Origin of the sequence: Paraburkholderia largidicola (genome assembly GCF_013426895.1) — a bacterium.
GTDB lineage: Bacteria > Pseudomonadota > Gammaproteobacteria > Burkholderiales > Burkholderiaceae > Paraburkholderia > Paraburkholderia largidicola.
The window spans coordinates 1,877,687-1,892,260 of sequence record NZ_AP023176.1; the positions used below are offsets into that span (position 1 = coordinate 1,877,687).

A 14,574-nucleotide genomic window follows, 5' to 3' on the forward strand; every position below is an offset into this window, starting at 1 on the left:
TTCCGCGACGATCAACCGCGTGAAGGCGCAGGGCGCTTCATACTCATCAGCTCTTCCACCTCATGTCGATCATGCGCGGATAAGATCGGGACAGTCAGCCATTTCCCATCAGGGTATGCGTGGGCTTCGTCGTAGAGCTTGACCAACTGTGGACTCCAGGAATAACGCCGCGCCTCGAAGTTCTCTCGCTCAACTCGCCCCAAGACCACCAGAACCGACAACAACCTGTATGCCGGCAGCAGAGTGCAGAAGGCCTTGGTTTTCTTGTAGCGCAGTGACCAACCGCGTTTCTTGCCACCATATAGCCAGTCTGGCGCGAAAACGCCGGGGTAGGATGCCTCGATCCAGTGACGTAGTTCGACCCAATGTTCAAACGCCTCCGGCCCCATCCAGTCGCGGACAGTGCGCTCATCGGGTTGTGAAGATTTGTCGGCGATTCTGTCGCCGATCAGGGCGGACTGTTTCATGTTGCTTTCCTCTTCGTAGTTACCTGATCGGCGAGGTCAGCGCTTTGTCGTTGGTATCGAGGACGAACACAGCGATCAGCTTTGCCGGCTCGGTCTTGCTCGCGTTGCGGCTGATCGAATGGAGAGCGCCCGGCGGTTCGGACCAGCTCTCGCCTGCCCGATAGATGTGCGTCTCACCGTCATTCACCTTCGACTCGATCGCACCCGCGACCACGTAGGCGTAAATGAAGGCCGACCTCGCGTGGGAATGAGGCGGGGAAGCCGCGCCCGGCGCGTAGTCGACTTCCACAGCAATCAGCGACTTGCCGGGAACATTGGGAATGACTCCATCGAAGTTCTTGGTGACGGTTTCCCCTGCGCCGTCGTGGGCCGAGGCGGAGCAGGCCGTCACGATGGCGAGTGTCACGTAGCTGGCAGCGATGATGGTTCGGATCTTCATGGACTTTTCCTTCTGAGTATCGGCTAGTCTTTTGCACTTCGGTGTTTTTATGCCGGCCTTGCCTCAGGCCACCGCCACTTCCAACCCGCGCTGCACTGCCCTTCCCCCTGGCTCCGTGGCAGAGCCATCGGCACCAGGAAAACGGACAACGACGATTCACGGGAGGGCAAAACTGCTCGCCCTCCTGGGCTTCTCACGGACGAACGCGGAGGGCCTCGATTGCTTGAACAGCGTTCAGATCGAGCCTGCCGGCGCAACAGCGGGGAAGTCCTTCTCCGGATCGAACACGTTATTGAAAAAGTTCGTCAGGGAGTACATGGCCACCAGCGCGACGACTTCCATCACGTTTGCATCCGTGTAGCCGGCATCGCGGACCGCTTTCAGATCGGCGTCACTGACCTGGCCCCGGGTTTCGATGACCTTGCGCGCAAACTGCACCGCGGCGTCCCGTTTCGGATCGGTTGCGTGACCCTTCCGGGCGAGAACGATCTCATCGGCCGGCAGCTTCGCCATATGCTCAGCCGTGAAGCTGTGAACCGTCAGGCAGTAGTTGCATCCGTTCACTTCGGACACAGCCAGGCCGATGCTGTCTCGCGTCTTCACGTCAAGTGCCTTGCTCAAGGACCCGAGCAGGGTCGCCCATGCGTTGAACGCGATCGGGCTCTGCGCGAAGGCCGCCATCATATTCGGGGTGAATCCGATATTCCTGGTGAACGCATCGAGTGTCGGCTTCGAATCGTTCGGTACCTGGTCCTGCTTTAAGATAGTAGTCCTTGTCATCATAGTCTCTATAAGTTACGGGTTTCACTGCCTGGGGAAAGTTCAGGTGCAACCCTTCCCTCTGCTTACTTACTTCCTGCCTGGCCCCGGGTCGAAGCGGGTCAGGTCTTCAACCAGGAGGTACGTTGCGCTTGCCTCCCGTTTTAACGACCGCCTGGTCAATCCATGCGATCAACGCCTCGACGACGGGCCTATACGAGCGCCAATACATCGGCCACCGGACGGCGCGGCTTCTGTGCCCAGTTTCCTGGTCGCTCCGCTCCGATGGACAACAGCAGGACGGGCACTTCGTCCGTGGCCAGGCCGAACTCGCGGTGCACCGCTTCGGCGTCGAAGCCGATCATCGGCGTCGAACCTAGTCCGAGTGAGCGGGCTGCATAGATCATCGCTGCCGCACCGAAGGTGGCGGTGCGGACGGCCTCGTCGCGCCGGCGCTGCGGATATGCCATGTACAGATCGCGCGCGGGGTTTTCCCATTCCGGCACCATCGCGGCCGGCATCACGCCCGCTTCCACCAGCGGAGCCAGGCGCTCCGGTATGACGCTCGTATCGACCAGCTGGCCGCAGACGATGAAGGTAACCGCCGCATCGGTGACTGCGGGCTGGTTCCAGGCAATCGGACTCAGCCGAGCCTTGGCTTCACGCGTGCGCACGGCGATAAAGCGCCAGTTCTGCAAGTGGAAGGAGGTCGGCGCACTGGTGCCGATCTGCACCAGCTCGCGGATCTGTTCGTCGCTCAAGGTAGCAGCGGGATCGTAATACTTGGCGGCGCTGCGGCTCAGAATGCATTCGATGACTGCATTGGTCATGGTGGTTCCTATGGCTGTTGAGAGAGGTTGTAGTGCACGAGTGCTTTCGGTGCGTGGTCTTCATCAGGTGGTTGTGAGCCTCTAATTTAGGCTCACTGGACCGCAACTTCACGCCTGCATTTACTCAAAAAAATATCCAAAAGGATCAAGTGAACACAGACGATTTCCTTCACTTCAAAACACGGAACAAAGGCATGGCGTCTCATCGGGATCGAGGTTCAGGCTAACGCTCATCCACGCTTCACACCGAAAGCGAAGCGAGGGTTCGAGGCTATGACGGGCACTTGCGCGCCAGACGGCGCCATTCACCAGCCGTCATTCCCATCCGGTCGGCGAACAGGCGCCGGAATGACGAGACGGATTGATACCCAACCGATTCGGCGACAGCCTCGGTGCTCATCGTCGAATTCTTCAGCGCGTTGGCAGCCAGGCTGATGCGGATATCAGTCAGCAAGTCAATGGCCGAGCGCCCGAGCGTGTCCTGGAAGTGCCGCATGAAGGTGGCGCGTGACATGCTGCACAAGCCGGCCAGATCCGGCAGACTCCAGGGCCGGGCGGGATCGGAGAACATGGCTGAAATGGCGGGAGCCAGACGTGGATGTCCGACGAGCGCCAACAAGCCTGCCGGAGCCTGTTCTGATCCGCTCGCCTCGCGCAGCACGAGGGTGAACAGCGCCGAGCTGAGTGCGTTGAGGATCGCGTATCCGCCCACCTTGTCGCCCGTGGACTCTTCGCGCATCAGCCCCACAAAACTGGCAAGCTGAGTCGAAGCAGACGCGATAATTTTTTCACTATCGTCATTCATGGTCCGTACTACCAGATCCGTGGGCAGGTAATTGCGAATCAGCCGATCATGGGGTGGCTCAATGAAAAATCGTCCGCACAACATGTCCAGATGGTCGCCCGTGCCGTCATTCTCACTGAGCGTCAACCCAGCAGAATTTTCGCGTTCGTAAGTAGGCCCAGGGGCACGTCCGCTGCCGTCGTGCAGAACATGTGCCGATCCGTGAGGCATCAGCACGATGTCGCCGCCCACCAGCTCTCTGGCCGTCCCTGTCGCCGGATTCTCAACGATGGCCCGTCCCTTGAGCACGACGTGGTAGGGAATCTCGTTCGCTGCCGACTCGGCCCAGGCCACACGCCATGGCGCACCATAGGTGCAACGGATCTCCAACCGCCCGGTGATGGTGATCATTTGCAACAGATGACTCAGCCAGTCGACTTGGGACATAGGACTCCGTTCGGCCTCAGCACAGGGAAGATCGACATGTGATCAGGCTATTGCGCGAGCCTGCGTGTGAAGATTGCATGATTGAGCGCCACTCGCTTTGTGCTTTGCTATCAGCGTCGGCGCGTCTTAGCGGCCGGCACTTTGCCCGCCGTCGACGTGCAGGATTTCTCCTGTGATAAACGGTGCGGCATCGAGAAAGAGAATCGCGTCGGCGATATCGCTCATCTCCCCTATGCGTCCCAGCGGATTGAACGCCCCGAGTGCATCATGAGTCTCCGGTGCATGCATCGGCGATCGGATGATGCCGGGCGCAACGGCATTCACGCGAATCCCCTTGCGCGCGTACTCGATCGCGAGTGACTTTGTAGCGGCATTCAGACCGCCCTTGGTCAGCGCTGCCAGCACCGAATACACGCCGGTGTAAGCAGTGTCAGCGATGCTGGCTGTCACGTTAACCACGTGACCACTCGAATGCCTTTCCATTTCGGCAATGGCGAGTTGCGTGATGTAGAAGAAGCCCCTCATATTCACGTCCATCACAGCAGCGTAGTCTTCTGATGTGTGTTCGGTGAAAGGCTTTCCGATGTAAATGCCCGCGTTGTTCACCAGCGTGTCGATCCGGCCAAATCGGGCGATGCCTTCGGCAATGACGCGTTGCGCAACGGCCCGATCACCGATATCACCGGCTACCGTCAGGACGTTCGCGTCGTCCGAGGGCTTGATCGAACGTGAGGTTGCAACGACGGCATAGTCGAGCTCGCGGAATGCCCGAACGATCGCGGCGCCAATCCCGCGCGACGCGCCGGTTACGACGACAACCTTTCGTGACCTGCTCATACTTTAGTACCTTTTAACGTGATGATCTTTGGAGAAAGCCCGATACCGCTGAAGCCAGGATCATCCGATGGCGATTGATGGGCACTTGCGATTGATAGACGCGCGGACGAAATACCGAGTCCCCGCGGCGTATCGGCTTTCCGGACAGCACACAAATAGCATCCGCACGCGCGAGACCGATACCCCAGATCTGATTTGCGTAATGACCCAGACACGGATCGCTCCAGCGTATGCTGATTGTCGTCGTCGACAGCTTCTCCACGATTGAAATGTGCAAGGGCGAACGTTCGTTTTGCATGGTCGCGCATCGTTCATCATCAAAACCTTGTCGAACACCCATCCGGGTATCCGGCATCGAGAACATCTTTCAGGTAGTAGTACCTGGCACCGCATTGATCCCATTAAATTGCGATTTTCGTCTGCTCAAACGGCGTAGCGCACGAGGCTTGCCATCGCTGGTTCGATCGTGGCGATGAGCGAGCGGCGACGTTCGGCCGCGCGAGCATCATCCATAAAAGCCGTGGCCTGCAACGGCAGGTAATGGACTGTATTGAGGCCGATGCAGCCAAGTACAGCGTTCAGATAAGGCGTGAGGAAATCCGGCTGATTGGCTCGATCGCCCGTGAATACACCACCCGAAGCGATCCCGATGAATACCGGACGGTCCCGAAGCAATCCGACCTTCCCAGCCGGCGTGGACTTCATCGTGCGGCCGACACGAAGGATCTGATCGATCCACGCCTTCAGGACAGACGGCACCGTGAAATTGTTCATCGGCGTTCCGATGACGATGACGTCGGAATGCTCGACCTCCTGGATGAGCTGCTCGGCCAGACATAACGCGTCGGCGGACCGCCCTGCTGCGGCCAGCGTCGCGGGCGTCGAAAGCGCGGTGGCATAGGCAGCCCCGAGATGAGGTATCGGCTCATAGCCCAGATCCCGGCGGCGAATGTGCGCGTCGGGGACGATCGCGAGAAGCCTTTCGACGACGGCCGCCGACAACTGTCGACTGTGCGACTCCCGTCGCGCGCTGCAATCGATATGCAGGATATTCATGCCTCTTTCTCCGGCTGCTTCACAGGCCAATTGCGGCGTCGAGCGCCTGCTCAGGATCAGAGTGGCGACTCCTGCCGCGTACCTTCCACATGTCATCGGCTTTCGCGCAGAACGCGGACAGAATCGGTCGAATGATCATGAGCAGCGCTCTCCGCGTTGGCCTTACATTGATATCAACGATGGTGCGATTATTCTGTACCATCGATGGTACGAACAGAAGAACCAAGATCACCCACTTTTGTGTGTACTAAGAACATGGATTCGGACTTGCAGATTCAGCTGGACCGGACAGCTAAGCTTTCTCTGGCAGAACAGATTCGTGAGAGCATCAGTAGGGCCATAGAGTCAGGTGTGCTCGCTCCCGGCACCCGACTGCCTTCGTGGCAGGACCTGGCCGCGCAGCTCGGCGTGGCACGCGGAACGGTTCAAGCGGCATATGAACGGTTGTCCGATGCACAGATGATCGAAACATTCGGGGCAGGCGGCACCCGCGTGGCCCCGCGGCTCCGCGTGGCGGCAACGCTACCCAAAGCGCCGCGGCTCGGGGCGTTTATGCGGGCCTATGAGGAGATGAACGCGGGACCGGCGATCTTCCAGCTCGGCGTTCCAGCGTTTGAAGGGCTACCGGAGAAGCTTTTTTCACGGGCGCGCTCGTCCAATCTACTGAAAACGGGATGTTTATCGTCCCTGCTCTATCCCGACCCAAGAGGGGAATTCGAACTGCGCAGGGAAATCGCGGGCAATCTATCCATTGCCAGAAACTTCCACTGCCACCCGGAGCAGGTGTTCGTCACGTCGGGATACAGCTCCGGTTTAGGCCTTGCGCTGCGGGTATTGAATCTGGACGGTAAGAAAGTCTGGATGGAAGAGCCCGGTTTCATGGTCACGCGCAAAGGGTTGGAGCTCGCACGCCTGAATATCGTGCCGATCCCGGTGGATGCAGACGGTCTCAACGTCGACTATGGTATCGAGAAGGCTGCGGACGCCGCGTTAGCCGTTTTGACGCCCGGTCAACAGGCCCCGCTGGGATCGACCCTGTCGTTGAGGCGACGTCTTCAGATGCTCGAGTGGGCGGCTTCGAGGGACGCCTGGATCATTGAGGATGATTACCTTGGCGATCTACAACTTCAAGGCAGGCCGGCACCTGCCATGGCGTCGCTGGGCGAGGGCAAACGGGTCATCCACATCGGTTCTTTCAGCAAGACCGTCAGCCCCGCACTGCGGCTCGGATTCGTCGTGGCGCCGACCGAACTGGCGAACGCATTCGCCGAAGTCGCCGCAACACTCGCTCCCGCGCCTTCGCCCGTCATTCAACTCGCCACGGCTCAATTCATGCGTGACGGCCACTACATCCGGCGCGTGCGTCGGCTCAAGCGTCTATATTCCGCCCAGCGCGACGCACTATGCGAGCAGTTGCGAATGCGCGACGCGGAGTGGGTCAACGCCGGCCTGGCAGTCCTGCTTCGACTCCCCGACGGCGCACCGGACGTGCGGATCGTTCGTGAAGCGATGACCGTTGGCATGGCGCCATCGCCATTGTCCGTGTGGTTCGCGAATCCGTCCTGGACTTTACCCGGCCTTTTGCTCGGGGTGGCTACCGCTCCTGAACAGCACCTCGCTACATCGTGTCGGCGACTGTTCGAGATCATCGAGCGATATCGCTCATGAGACGCGCCGGCGTCGCCCGGATTTGGGGAGCATGGCGGATTGCACCGGGGCACCTTCGCTATTCGCGGCCCGCAGGCGGGCGCTCGCTGCCGCGCTTGACGATCCAGCCGATGAAGCCTCATTGCCCGAAATTCAGCGTATGCGCGCAGAAAGCATCATTGAAGGTTGGCGAAGAATTGCACCGTAAAAGTTGTCAGGAAAAGTAAGCACAAAAAAATGCGGTGCATGCAGTGGGCTATGCTAACCCAACGCGACTAGCACTATCTTCCTACTAAATGAATAGCTTTGATTCGTCTATTGAAACATATCTGTCCAACATCCATTTCAGTCATTTCGCCACCCGAACCATAGAAGCCATTGCGGACCTTTACACCTTCAAAGGTCTCGTACTCATTCCCGTGTTGTGGTGGATGTGGTTTCGGCAGGGCGAGCGCCGCGAATGGCGGCGAGAAATGGTGCTCGCAACGCTTATCAGTGGAATCGTGGCACTCTTCGTCGGAAGACTGCTGACCCACTGGTTGCCGTTCAGAGTCCGTCCCATCTATAGCACCGAACTGCATCTGCAGTTTGCAGGTAGCAATATCAAGGACGCACTGCTGACGAAATGGAGTTCCTTTCCAAGCGATCACGCGATGCTATGGATGGCGGTCGCTACCGGCATCTTCCTTGTGTGGCGTGGCATCGGTGTGCTGGCGATTCTCTATACCGTGCTGTTCATCTGCGTCCCGCGTGCCTATCTCGGCTTTCACTACCCAACCGATTTGCTGGTGGGCGCCGCTGTGGGAATCGGCATTACCTATGTCATGACGCGAGATGCGATCCGCCTGCGCTATGCGACTTCGGCACTGCGATGGATCGAACATCGCCCGGGGCCTTCAGCAATGCTCGCCTTTATTCTGTGCCTCGAACTCGTTACGCAGTTCGACGAACTGCGCAAGCTGGCCGCTGGTGTCATCGAAAACCTATGAACCCGCTCAGGAAGCAGCCGCAACCATTCGGCAGACGCGCATGACACGACACACCCGCATCGTGCCAGATAGAAACGGCGTGCTCCTCGTCGCCCAACCTGGTGAACCGAAAAAGCTTACGACCCACCAAAGAACACGGGCTTCATCCCGCTCGTACTCGTGATGGCCGGACGGCCCATCTGCGACGAACCGTTGGTCCCCGGGCCGTAGCCGCTGCCTTGACCTGGGGCACTTGTGTTAGTGGCCTGCAGATTGACAGGAAAATCGACGGTATTCGCATTGGCCGGGTTGTAGCCGGCTTGCTGAAGCTGAGTGATCTCTGCTTCCACTTGCGCGCGGGACATCGCCCCGTCCGACTGCGCCAACGATGCAATTGGCACAGCAATCACGGCGACCGCACAAACTGCGTGGACTAAGGTCTTCATAATGGCCCACCTCCTGGGTAGTAACTTCGGCTGACTCGCACTACGTGTTTCGCGGGCAACCGATCAAAGAGTAGGCGAAAAACCATACAGTAGTCGTTCATTTATCAAAGTGAATATCCGCGCGGGGCTCGTGGTGCTTGTCGAGTTCTTTCATCCCGCTCCAGAATAAGACTGGCCAGTGGAATAAGGCGTCGCCGCGCGACGTTTACGGTTATGTCGACGCCTGCGTTCGCGATTCACCGCGCGACGCGTCCGCCATGCACCGGCACGTCGGTGTGTTTGTTAATAGCGCGGTTCATGCCTCGCTGGATATCCCTCTGCGGGACTGCCTGCGAGCTACGCCAGGAGGAATGATCATGAAGCTGATCCGGATGGTTCTTGCGTGTCTCGTTTGCCTCGGAATGGCCGTGGTTTCAGTATCCGCGGTTGCGGGCGACATGAATCAAGGCGGCAACGGCGCGTCGGGCAGTTCAACCAATTCGTCAGGCGGCGGTTACTGAACGCCGCACGCTGAACTGCGCAGTTCGCCTGCAACTGATGGCGGCCGAAAGATGCCGGCGCCAGACGTGACGTGAGTGTGCGATACGGACCGGACGGTGATCGACGCCGACCCCGCGTCCGGATAAGGTGCGCTATTCCGATGGTGACACTGATGAGGATAACGAGGATGGCGCGCCGGATGTCAGACGTGGGTCGGTAAGACTCATTCATTGACAGCAAGAAATGCCATTCGCCGATGCCGCTTTGCGAATGGCAGCGAACCATCGTGGAGCCGACGCACGGCACGCGGCTATGGCCGGATTGTGCGCATAGCAATTCCGCCATGCTCCGGATTCTTCCAGCCGCCAATGCATTTGCAGGAACACGCCATGCGCACAAGCTCCGGAAAGCGCTTTAACGAACCCTGTCCAACGCCTTGGCGAACCTGGCGACAGCGCCTTCGATGTCATGCAGTTTGTCCAGCCCGAACAATCCGACGCGGAAGGTCTTGAAATCATCACCCTCGTCGCATTGAAGGGGAACGCCAGGCGCGATCTGCAGGCCCGCATCGGCGAATTTCTTCCCGGATCGTATGCCGTCGTCGTCCGTGTAGCTGACCACGACGCCCGGAGCCTGGAAACCTTCCGCCGCCACGCTTTTGAAACCCGCGCCCGTCAGGAGTGAGCGAATGCGCTTGCCGAGTTCGAGTTGCTCGACTCTCACCTTGTCGAAGCCGTATGCCTCGGTCTCCTTCATGACGTCGCGCAGTACCGCGAGACCGTCAGTGGGCATCGTGGCGTGATACGCGAACCCGCCGTTCTCGTAGGCCTCCATGATCTGCAGCCATTTGCGAAGATCGCAAGAGAAACTGCTGCTGGTCGTCGAGTCGATTCTTTCGCGGGCAAGCGCGCTGAGCATCACCAGTGCGCAACATGGCGACGCGCTCCATCCCTTTTGCGGCGCGCTGATCAGCACATCGACGCCACTGGCCTGCATGTCCACCCAGACCGTACCGGAGGCGATGCAATCCAGCACGAACATGCCGCCTACTGAATGCACGGCGTCGGACACCGCGCGCATATAGTCATCCGGCAGCATCATTCCGGACGCAGTTTCGACATGCGGCGCAAACACCAGATCCGGCTTGTTTTCCTTGATCGCCGCGACCACTTCTTCGATCGGAGCCGGCGCATAGGCGGCCTGCCTTCCTGATTCGACGGGACGCGCCTTCAACACCGTCGATTCAGACGGAATGCCGCCCATGTCGAATATCTGAGACCAGCGGAAACTGAACCAGCCATTGCGGATGACCAGACACTTTCTGTTCGTCGCGAACTGCCGGGCAACGGCTTCCATGCCGAACGTGCCACTGCCCGGGACAACAACGACCGCCTTCGCGTTGTAGACTTTTTTCAGGGCGGCGGAAATATCGCGCATGACGCCCTGAAAGAGTTGCGACATGTGATTGATTGATCGGTCGGTGTACACGACCGAGTATTCGAGGAGCCCCTCGCGGTCGACATTGGGAAGTAAACCTGGCACATTCGCCTCCGGTAATAGACGAACAAACGAATCGAACTCAGATTCTAACGAAAGCCACCTGCAATGGCATCGGCCGAGACGACCTCTGTTACCCATCGATGCCGGTTGCGCATGCTGCAGTTGCAGCAATCGGCACGACTGTGAACCTTCGCCAGAGCGTGGTTTCAAATGAAACGCGCTTCCTGCTCGTGAGAGTGTGCCATGAAGCCCGAACAATCCCGTGCCGTATAAAGCACTTTAGTCTGTATGGGTAAGGCGGCGGTGGCGTGCGCAACTTTTCGACGTAGCCTGTCCATCAGCATGCGGCCCACGCGTCATTGTGATGGCGGCCTGATGACATCACCCGCCTCAATTCCATGACGGAGGCTCATATGCAATACCTGTTGCTGATCTATTCGGAAGAAGGCCGCTGGAACCAGATGACGGACAGCGAGCGGCAGCAAGGCGTCGCCGCGTATCAGGCGTACACCGAATCGTTGAAAAAAGCGGAAGTGCTGGCGGGCGCAAACCGGCTGCAGCACACGAACACGGCCACCACGGTGCGGCTCGTCGACGGCAAGCCGCAGGTTCTTGACGGCCCCTTCTCCGATTCGAAGGAGCAGCTCGCCGGCTACTACCTGATCGACGTGCCCAACCTGGATGCGGCGATCGCGTGGGCGTCACGTTGTCCCGGCGCGGCGCATGGCCTCATGGAAGTGCGCCCGGTCTGGACGGCGCCCTACGATGCGCCATCCGCTGCATGAGTCCGTCCGGCGGCGACCGTGACGCTGACGGCGCCGCGCGTTCGATTGCCGAGGCGGTCGCCCGTCGCAGTTACGGCAAACTCGTCGCGCTGCTGGCGATGCGCACGCGCGACGTCGCCGCGGCCGAGGACGCGCTGGCCGACGCGTTCGCGGCCGCGCTCGCCGACTGGCCGGAGCGCGGCTGCCCGGCGAATCCCGAAGCGTGGCTGATGACGGTCGCGCGCCGCCGGGCGATCGACGGCGCGCGCCATCGCCGCGTCGGCGACGAAGTGGTGAACCAGCTCGCGATCCTCGCCGACGAAATCGACGAGCGTGAAGCAGGCGCATTGCCCGACCGGCGGCTTGCGCTGCTGTTCGCGTGCACGCACCCTGCGCTCGAGGCCGCGATTCGCACGCCGCTGATGCTGCAGGTGGTGCTCGGGCTCGAAGCAAAGACGATTGCGTCAGCGTTCCTGATGTCACCCGCGGCGATGAGCAAGCGCCTCGTGCGGGCGAAGAACAAGATCCGTGAAGCGGGCATTCCGTTCAGCGTGCCCGAACGCGAAGAGTTGCCCGGCCGGCTCGATGCCGTGCTGGAAGCGGTCTATGCGGCGTATGCGGAAGGATGGACCGACCCGGTTGGCGGCGATACCGAAAGGCGCGATCTCACCGGCGAGGCGCTGTTTCTTGCACATCTGCTCGTCGAACTGCTGCCCGAGGAGCCAGAGACATTGGGGCTGCTCGCACTGATGCTGTATGCGCAGGCCCGTTGCGACGCGCGACGCGATGCAGTGGGCGACTACGTCCCGCTGTCGGCTCAAGACCCGGCGACATGGAACGCACCGATGATCGACGCAGCCGACGCTATGCTGCATCGCGCGAACGCGCTCAACGCAATCGGACGTTTTCAGCTCGAGGCCGCGCTCCAGTCGGCGCACGTGTACCGCTGCCGCACGCGCCGCCCGAACTGGGACGAGATCGTCCAACTCTATGATGCGCTGCTCACGATTGCAGCGTCGCCGGTGGTCGCCGTGAACCGCGCGCTCGCGCTGGCGGAGCGGGACGGCCCGCAGGCGGCGCTCGACGCGCTCGCGCCCTATGCAGACGACCCGCGGTTGGCCGACTACCAGCCGTACTGGGCCGCGCGCGCCGATCTGCTCGCGCGTAGCGGCGCCAGGGCCGAAGCGCTCCATGCTTACGATCTCGCGATCGGCCTCGCGCGCGATCCGGCCGTGCGCCGGTTCCTGCAGCGCAAGCGTTTCGGGTTGTCATCGGCGAGCGGTTAAGGCTGGCTGCAGCGGATGACCATTCGCCTCCGAAGGTCATATACTGGCTAAGTCTGCCTGCTGTCTGCAGTGCGATTGTGATAGGCATTCGCATCGCCGTTCGAGCCGTATCCGTGCGCCCGGCGGCGCATGTCCCTGGGGTCGGGCACACGTCCCGAAGGTCGTTGACCGAGCTTCACCTCATCTGCTCTGTTTGGACGAAGCCATGCTCACCATCGACGACATCCGGGCGATTCCCCTGTTCTCGACACTCTCCGACACCGAGCTGGAGCATCTCGCGCACACGTCGGCAGACCTGCATCTGTGCGCGGGTGAATTCGCGGTCCATGAAGGTGGCGAGCGGGCGCTGTACGCCGTTCTGACCGGCAAGATGGAAGTCATCAAGACGTTCGACGGCATCGAGCGCACCTTGGGCTGGCGTCTGCCCGGAACCATCTTTGGCGAAGTGCCGCTCGCGCTGAGTTCACCGTTTCCAGGCGCCTATCGGGCTGCGGAGCCGTCGCGTGTCATGCGCGTGGACGCGCAGCGCTACTACACACTCGCTGCCGCTGCGCCGGACATTGCGTTGAAGATGGGCGCCCTCGCCCGCGAGCGCATCGGCGGACTGCAGGGCCTCTCCGCCGAGACGCCCAAGCCTCGCGTGACCCTTGTCGGCAATCGCTGGGACACAGCTTGTACCGAGCTGCGCCACTTTCTGGCCCGCAACCAGATCAGCTGCGACTGGATGACGCCCGATGCGCCCGAACTGCCCGCGCGCTGGCCGGGTACTCGCCCGCCAGAGGACGATTGCCCGGCGTTGCGGCTGGTCGACGGGACGGTGCTTTGCCGCCCGGCGACACGTCAGCTCGCCGGGCTACTGGGTCTGCAGACGCAGCCCCGCCTTGCTGCATACGACACGTTGATCATCGGTGGAGGCCCCGCAGGTCTGGCTGCGGCAGTGTATGGCGCGTCGGAAGGCTTACGCACGATGGTGGTGGAGCGCGAAGCGCCAGGCGGGCAAGCCGGAACGTCCTCGCGCATCGAGAATTACCTCGGCTTTCCCAACGGCGTGTCGGGCGACGAACTCGCAAGCCGCGCGTTGCAGCAGGCAAGGCGGCTCGGTGCCGAGATTCTGGTGACGCGGTCAGTCGCTCGCATCGATGTCGACGGGCGTAACGTTCACCTCGATGGCGGCGACGTCATCCATACGCGAACGATCATTCTCGCGACGGGCGTCACGTGGCGCCGCCTCGCGATCGATGGCTTCGACCGGTTCATCGGTAAAGGAATTTACTACGGCGCGTCACGCAGCGAAGCGAACGCGACGCACGGACTCGACGTCTATCTGATCGGCGGTGGAAACTCGGCCGGCCAGGCCGCTTTGTACTTTGCCAATCATGCACGCATGGTCACGCTCATCTTGCGAGGCGATTCACTAGAGAAGAGCATGTCGCGCTATCTGATCGAGCAGCTTCGCAGCAAGTCAAACGTGGCGGTGCAATTGCGTTCGGAAGTGGTCGGCGCACACGGCGACACCCATCTCACCGCGATCGACATACGCGAAGGACCGGGCGCGGAGGTGAGCCGGCGCGACTGTGGTGGATTGTTCGTGTTCATTGGCGCCGACGCAGAAACCGGATGGCTGCCGACGGAAATCGCTCGCGACGCGCGCGGATATGTTCTCACCGGCGACGATGTCGTCAAGGCGGGACACTGGTCCTGTAGTCGCGATCCTTACCTGCTCGAATCGAGTGTGCCTGGCGTGTTTGCTTGTGGGGATGTGAGGTTGAGCCCTGTCAAACGCGTCGCTTCCGCGGTCGGCGAGGGCAGCATGGCCATCGCGTTCGCTCACAAGTATCTGCAGTACGACGCCTGCTAGCGTTAG

The 14,574-nt window shown here is 60.6% G+C and carries 16 protein-coding genes; 6 read left to right on the plus strand and 10 right to left on the minus strand.

Features of this window, described 5'->3' with window-relative positions:
* Positions 1-11 precede the first annotated feature (11 nt).
* From PPGU16_RS37165 to PPGU16_RS37200, 8 genes are all read right to left on the minus strand, one after another.
* Positions 12-467, minus strand: a complete 456-nt coding sequence (locus tag PPGU16_RS37165) for a DUF3788 domain-containing protein (protein WP_180725802.1) — start codon at positions 465-467, stop codon at positions 12-14.
* A 19-nt stretch (positions 468-486) separates the two neighbouring features.
* Positions 487-906 carry a cupin domain-containing protein gene (locus PPGU16_RS37170; protein WP_180725803.1) on the minus strand — a complete coding sequence of 140 codons (420 nt, stop codon included), beginning with the start codon at positions 904-906 and terminating at the stop codon, positions 487-489.
* A 234-nt stretch (positions 907-1,140) separates the two neighbouring features.
* Positions 1,141-1,686: a carboxymuconolactone decarboxylase family protein gene (locus tag PPGU16_RS37175; protein WP_180725804.1), complete on the minus strand. Its 546-nt coding sequence runs from the start codon at positions 1,684-1,686 to the stop codon at positions 1,141-1,143.
* Positions 1,687-1,877: 191 nt separating this feature from the next.
* A complete protein-coding gene (locus PPGU16_RS37180; RefSeq protein WP_180725805.1) occupies positions 1,878-2,495 on the minus strand; it encodes a nitroreductase family protein in 618 nt (205 codons plus the stop codon).
* 271 nt (positions 2,496-2,766) lie between these two features.
* Entirely contained in the window at positions 2,767-3,726 is a 960-nt protein-coding gene (locus PPGU16_RS37185; RefSeq protein WP_180725806.1) for an AraC family transcriptional regulator, read from the minus strand.
* Between the two features lie 126 nt (positions 3,727-3,852).
* A complete protein-coding gene (locus PPGU16_RS37190; protein ID WP_180725807.1) occupies positions 3,853-4,563 on the minus strand; it encodes an SDR family NAD(P)-dependent oxidoreductase in 711 nt (236 codons plus the stop codon).
* A gap of 13 nt (positions 4,564-4,576) precedes the next feature.
* Positions 4,577-4,927 carry a DUF3331 domain-containing protein gene (locus PPGU16_RS37195; RefSeq protein ID WP_345961193.1) on the minus strand — a complete coding sequence of 117 codons (351 nt, stop codon included), beginning with the start codon at positions 4,925-4,927 and terminating at the stop codon, positions 4,577-4,579.
* A gap of 59 nt (positions 4,928-4,986) precedes the next feature.
* Positions 4,987-5,619: an FMN-dependent NADH-azoreductase gene (locus tag PPGU16_RS37200; RefSeq protein WP_180725808.1), complete on the minus strand. Its 633-nt coding sequence runs from the start codon at positions 5,617-5,619 to the stop codon at positions 4,987-4,989.
* Between the two features lie 255 nt (positions 5,620-5,874).
* On the opposite strand from PPGU16_RS37200, the gene pdxR reads away from it, so the two are divergent.
* The gene (gene pdxR, locus PPGU16_RS37205; protein WP_243460686.1) at positions 5,875-7,287 is read left to right on the plus strand and encodes a MocR-like pyridoxine biosynthesis transcription factor PdxR; all 1,413 of its coding nucleotides are present in this window, start codon (positions 5,875-5,877) and stop codon (positions 7,285-7,287) included.
* Positions 7,288-7,562: 275 nt separating this feature from the next.
* Positions 7,563-8,255: a phosphatase PAP2 family protein gene (locus PPGU16_RS37210; RefSeq protein ID WP_180725810.1), complete on the plus strand. Its 693-nt coding sequence runs from the start codon at positions 7,563-7,565 to the stop codon at positions 8,253-8,255.
* 116 nt (positions 8,256-8,371) lie between these two features.
* Here the strand turns inward: PPGU16_RS37210 and PPGU16_RS37215 are convergent, their stop codons facing one another.
* Complete coding sequence (locus PPGU16_RS37215) at positions 8,372-8,680, minus strand: DUF4148 domain-containing protein (protein ID WP_180725811.1); 309 nt, start codon at positions 8,678-8,680, stop codon at positions 8,372-8,374.
* Positions 8,681-9,036: 356 nt separating this feature from the next.
* Between PPGU16_RS37215 and PPGU16_RS37220 the strand changes: the two genes are divergently transcribed.
* Complete coding sequence (locus PPGU16_RS37220) at positions 9,037-9,180, plus strand: hypothetical protein (RefSeq protein WP_180725812.1); 144 nt, start codon at positions 9,037-9,039, stop codon at positions 9,178-9,180.
* A 394-nt stretch (positions 9,181-9,574) separates the two neighbouring features.
* Here the strand turns inward: PPGU16_RS37220 and PPGU16_RS37225 are convergent, their stop codons facing one another.
* The gene (locus tag PPGU16_RS37225) at positions 9,575-10,702 is read right to left on the minus strand and encodes an aminotransferase class V-fold PLP-dependent enzyme (RefSeq protein WP_180727208.1); all 1,128 of its coding nucleotides are present in this window, start codon (positions 10,700-10,702) and stop codon (positions 9,575-9,577) included.
* 371 nt (positions 10,703-11,073) lie between these two features.
* On the opposite strand from PPGU16_RS37225, the gene PPGU16_RS37230 reads away from it, so the two are divergent.
* The 3 genes from PPGU16_RS37230 (at position 11,074) to PPGU16_RS37240 (ending at position 14,568) form a co-directional block, all read left to right on the plus strand.
* Positions 11,074-11,445, plus strand: a complete 372-nt coding sequence (locus PPGU16_RS37230; protein ID WP_180725813.1) for a YciI family protein — start codon at positions 11,074-11,076, stop codon at positions 11,443-11,445.
* Entirely contained in the window at positions 11,442-12,710 is a 1,269-nt protein-coding gene (locus PPGU16_RS37235) for an RNA polymerase sigma factor (protein WP_180725814.1), read from the plus strand. Before PPGU16_RS37230 ends, PPGU16_RS37235 begins: the two co-directional genes overlap by 4 nt.
* A 205-nt stretch (positions 12,711-12,915) precedes the next feature.
* Positions 12,916-14,568, plus strand: coding sequence for an FAD-dependent oxidoreductase (locus PPGU16_RS37240; RefSeq protein ID WP_180725815.1), 1,653 nt, complete (start codon positions 12,916-12,918; stop codon positions 14,566-14,568).
* Positions 14,569-14,574 lie beyond the last annotated feature (6 nt).

What these genes read in the sequence shown, in the direction of transcription:
- PPGU16_RS37165 (WP_180725802.1), bottom strand. Translation starts at nt 467, where the DNA reads ATGAAACAGTCCGCCCTGATCGGCGACAGAATCGCCGACAAATCTTCA.
- PPGU16_RS37170 (WP_180725803.1), bottom strand. Translation starts at nt 906, where the DNA reads ATGAAGATCCGAACCATCATCGCTGCCAGCTACGTGACACTCGCCATC.
- PPGU16_RS37175 (WP_180725804.1), bottom strand. Translation starts at nt 1,686, where the DNA reads ATGACAAGGACTACTATCTTAAAGCAGGACCAGGTACCGAACGATTCG.
- PPGU16_RS37180 (WP_180725805.1), bottom strand. Translation starts at nt 2,495, where the DNA reads ATGACCAATGCAGTCATCGAATGCATTCTGAGCCGCAGCGCCGCCAAG.
- PPGU16_RS37185 (WP_180725806.1), bottom strand. Translation starts at nt 3,726, where the DNA reads ATGTCCCAAGTCGACTGGCTGAGTCATCTGTTGCAAATGATCACCATC.
- PPGU16_RS37190 (WP_180725807.1), bottom strand. Translation starts at nt 4,563, where the DNA reads ATGAGCAGGTCACGAAAGGTTGTCGTCGTAACCGGCGCGTCGCGCGGG.
- PPGU16_RS37195 (WP_345961193.1), bottom strand. Translation starts at nt 4,927, where the DNA reads ATGTTCTCGATGCCGGATACCCGGATGGGTGTTCGACAAGGTTTTGAT.
- PPGU16_RS37200 (WP_180725808.1), bottom strand. Translation starts at nt 5,619, where the DNA reads ATGAATATCCTGCATATCGATTGCAGCGCGCGACGGGAGTCGCACAGT.
- pdxR (WP_243460686.1), top strand. Translation starts at nt 5,875, where the DNA reads ATGGATTCGGACTTGCAGATTCAGCTGGACCGGACAGCTAAGCTTTCT.
- PPGU16_RS37210 (WP_180725810.1), top strand. Translation starts at nt 7,563, where the DNA reads ATGAATAGCTTTGATTCGTCTATTGAAACATATCTGTCCAACATCCAT.
- PPGU16_RS37215 (WP_180725811.1), bottom strand. Translation starts at nt 8,680, where the DNA reads ATGAAGACCTTAGTCCACGCAGTTTGTGCGGTCGCCGTGATTGCTGTG.
- PPGU16_RS37220 (WP_180725812.1), top strand. Translation starts at nt 9,037, where the DNA reads ATGAAGCTGATCCGGATGGTTCTTGCGTGTCTCGTTTGCCTCGGAATG.
- PPGU16_RS37230 (WP_180725813.1), top strand. Translation starts at nt 11,074, where the DNA reads ATGCAATACCTGTTGCTGATCTATTCGGAAGAAGGCCGCTGGAACCAG.
- PPGU16_RS37235 (WP_180725814.1), top strand. Translation starts at nt 11,442, where the DNA reads ATGAGTCCGTCCGGCGGCGACCGTGACGCTGACGGCGCCGCGCGTTCG.
- PPGU16_RS37240 (WP_180725815.1), top strand. Translation starts at nt 12,916, where the DNA reads ATGCTCACCATCGACGACATCCGGGCGATTCCCCTGTTCTCGACACTC.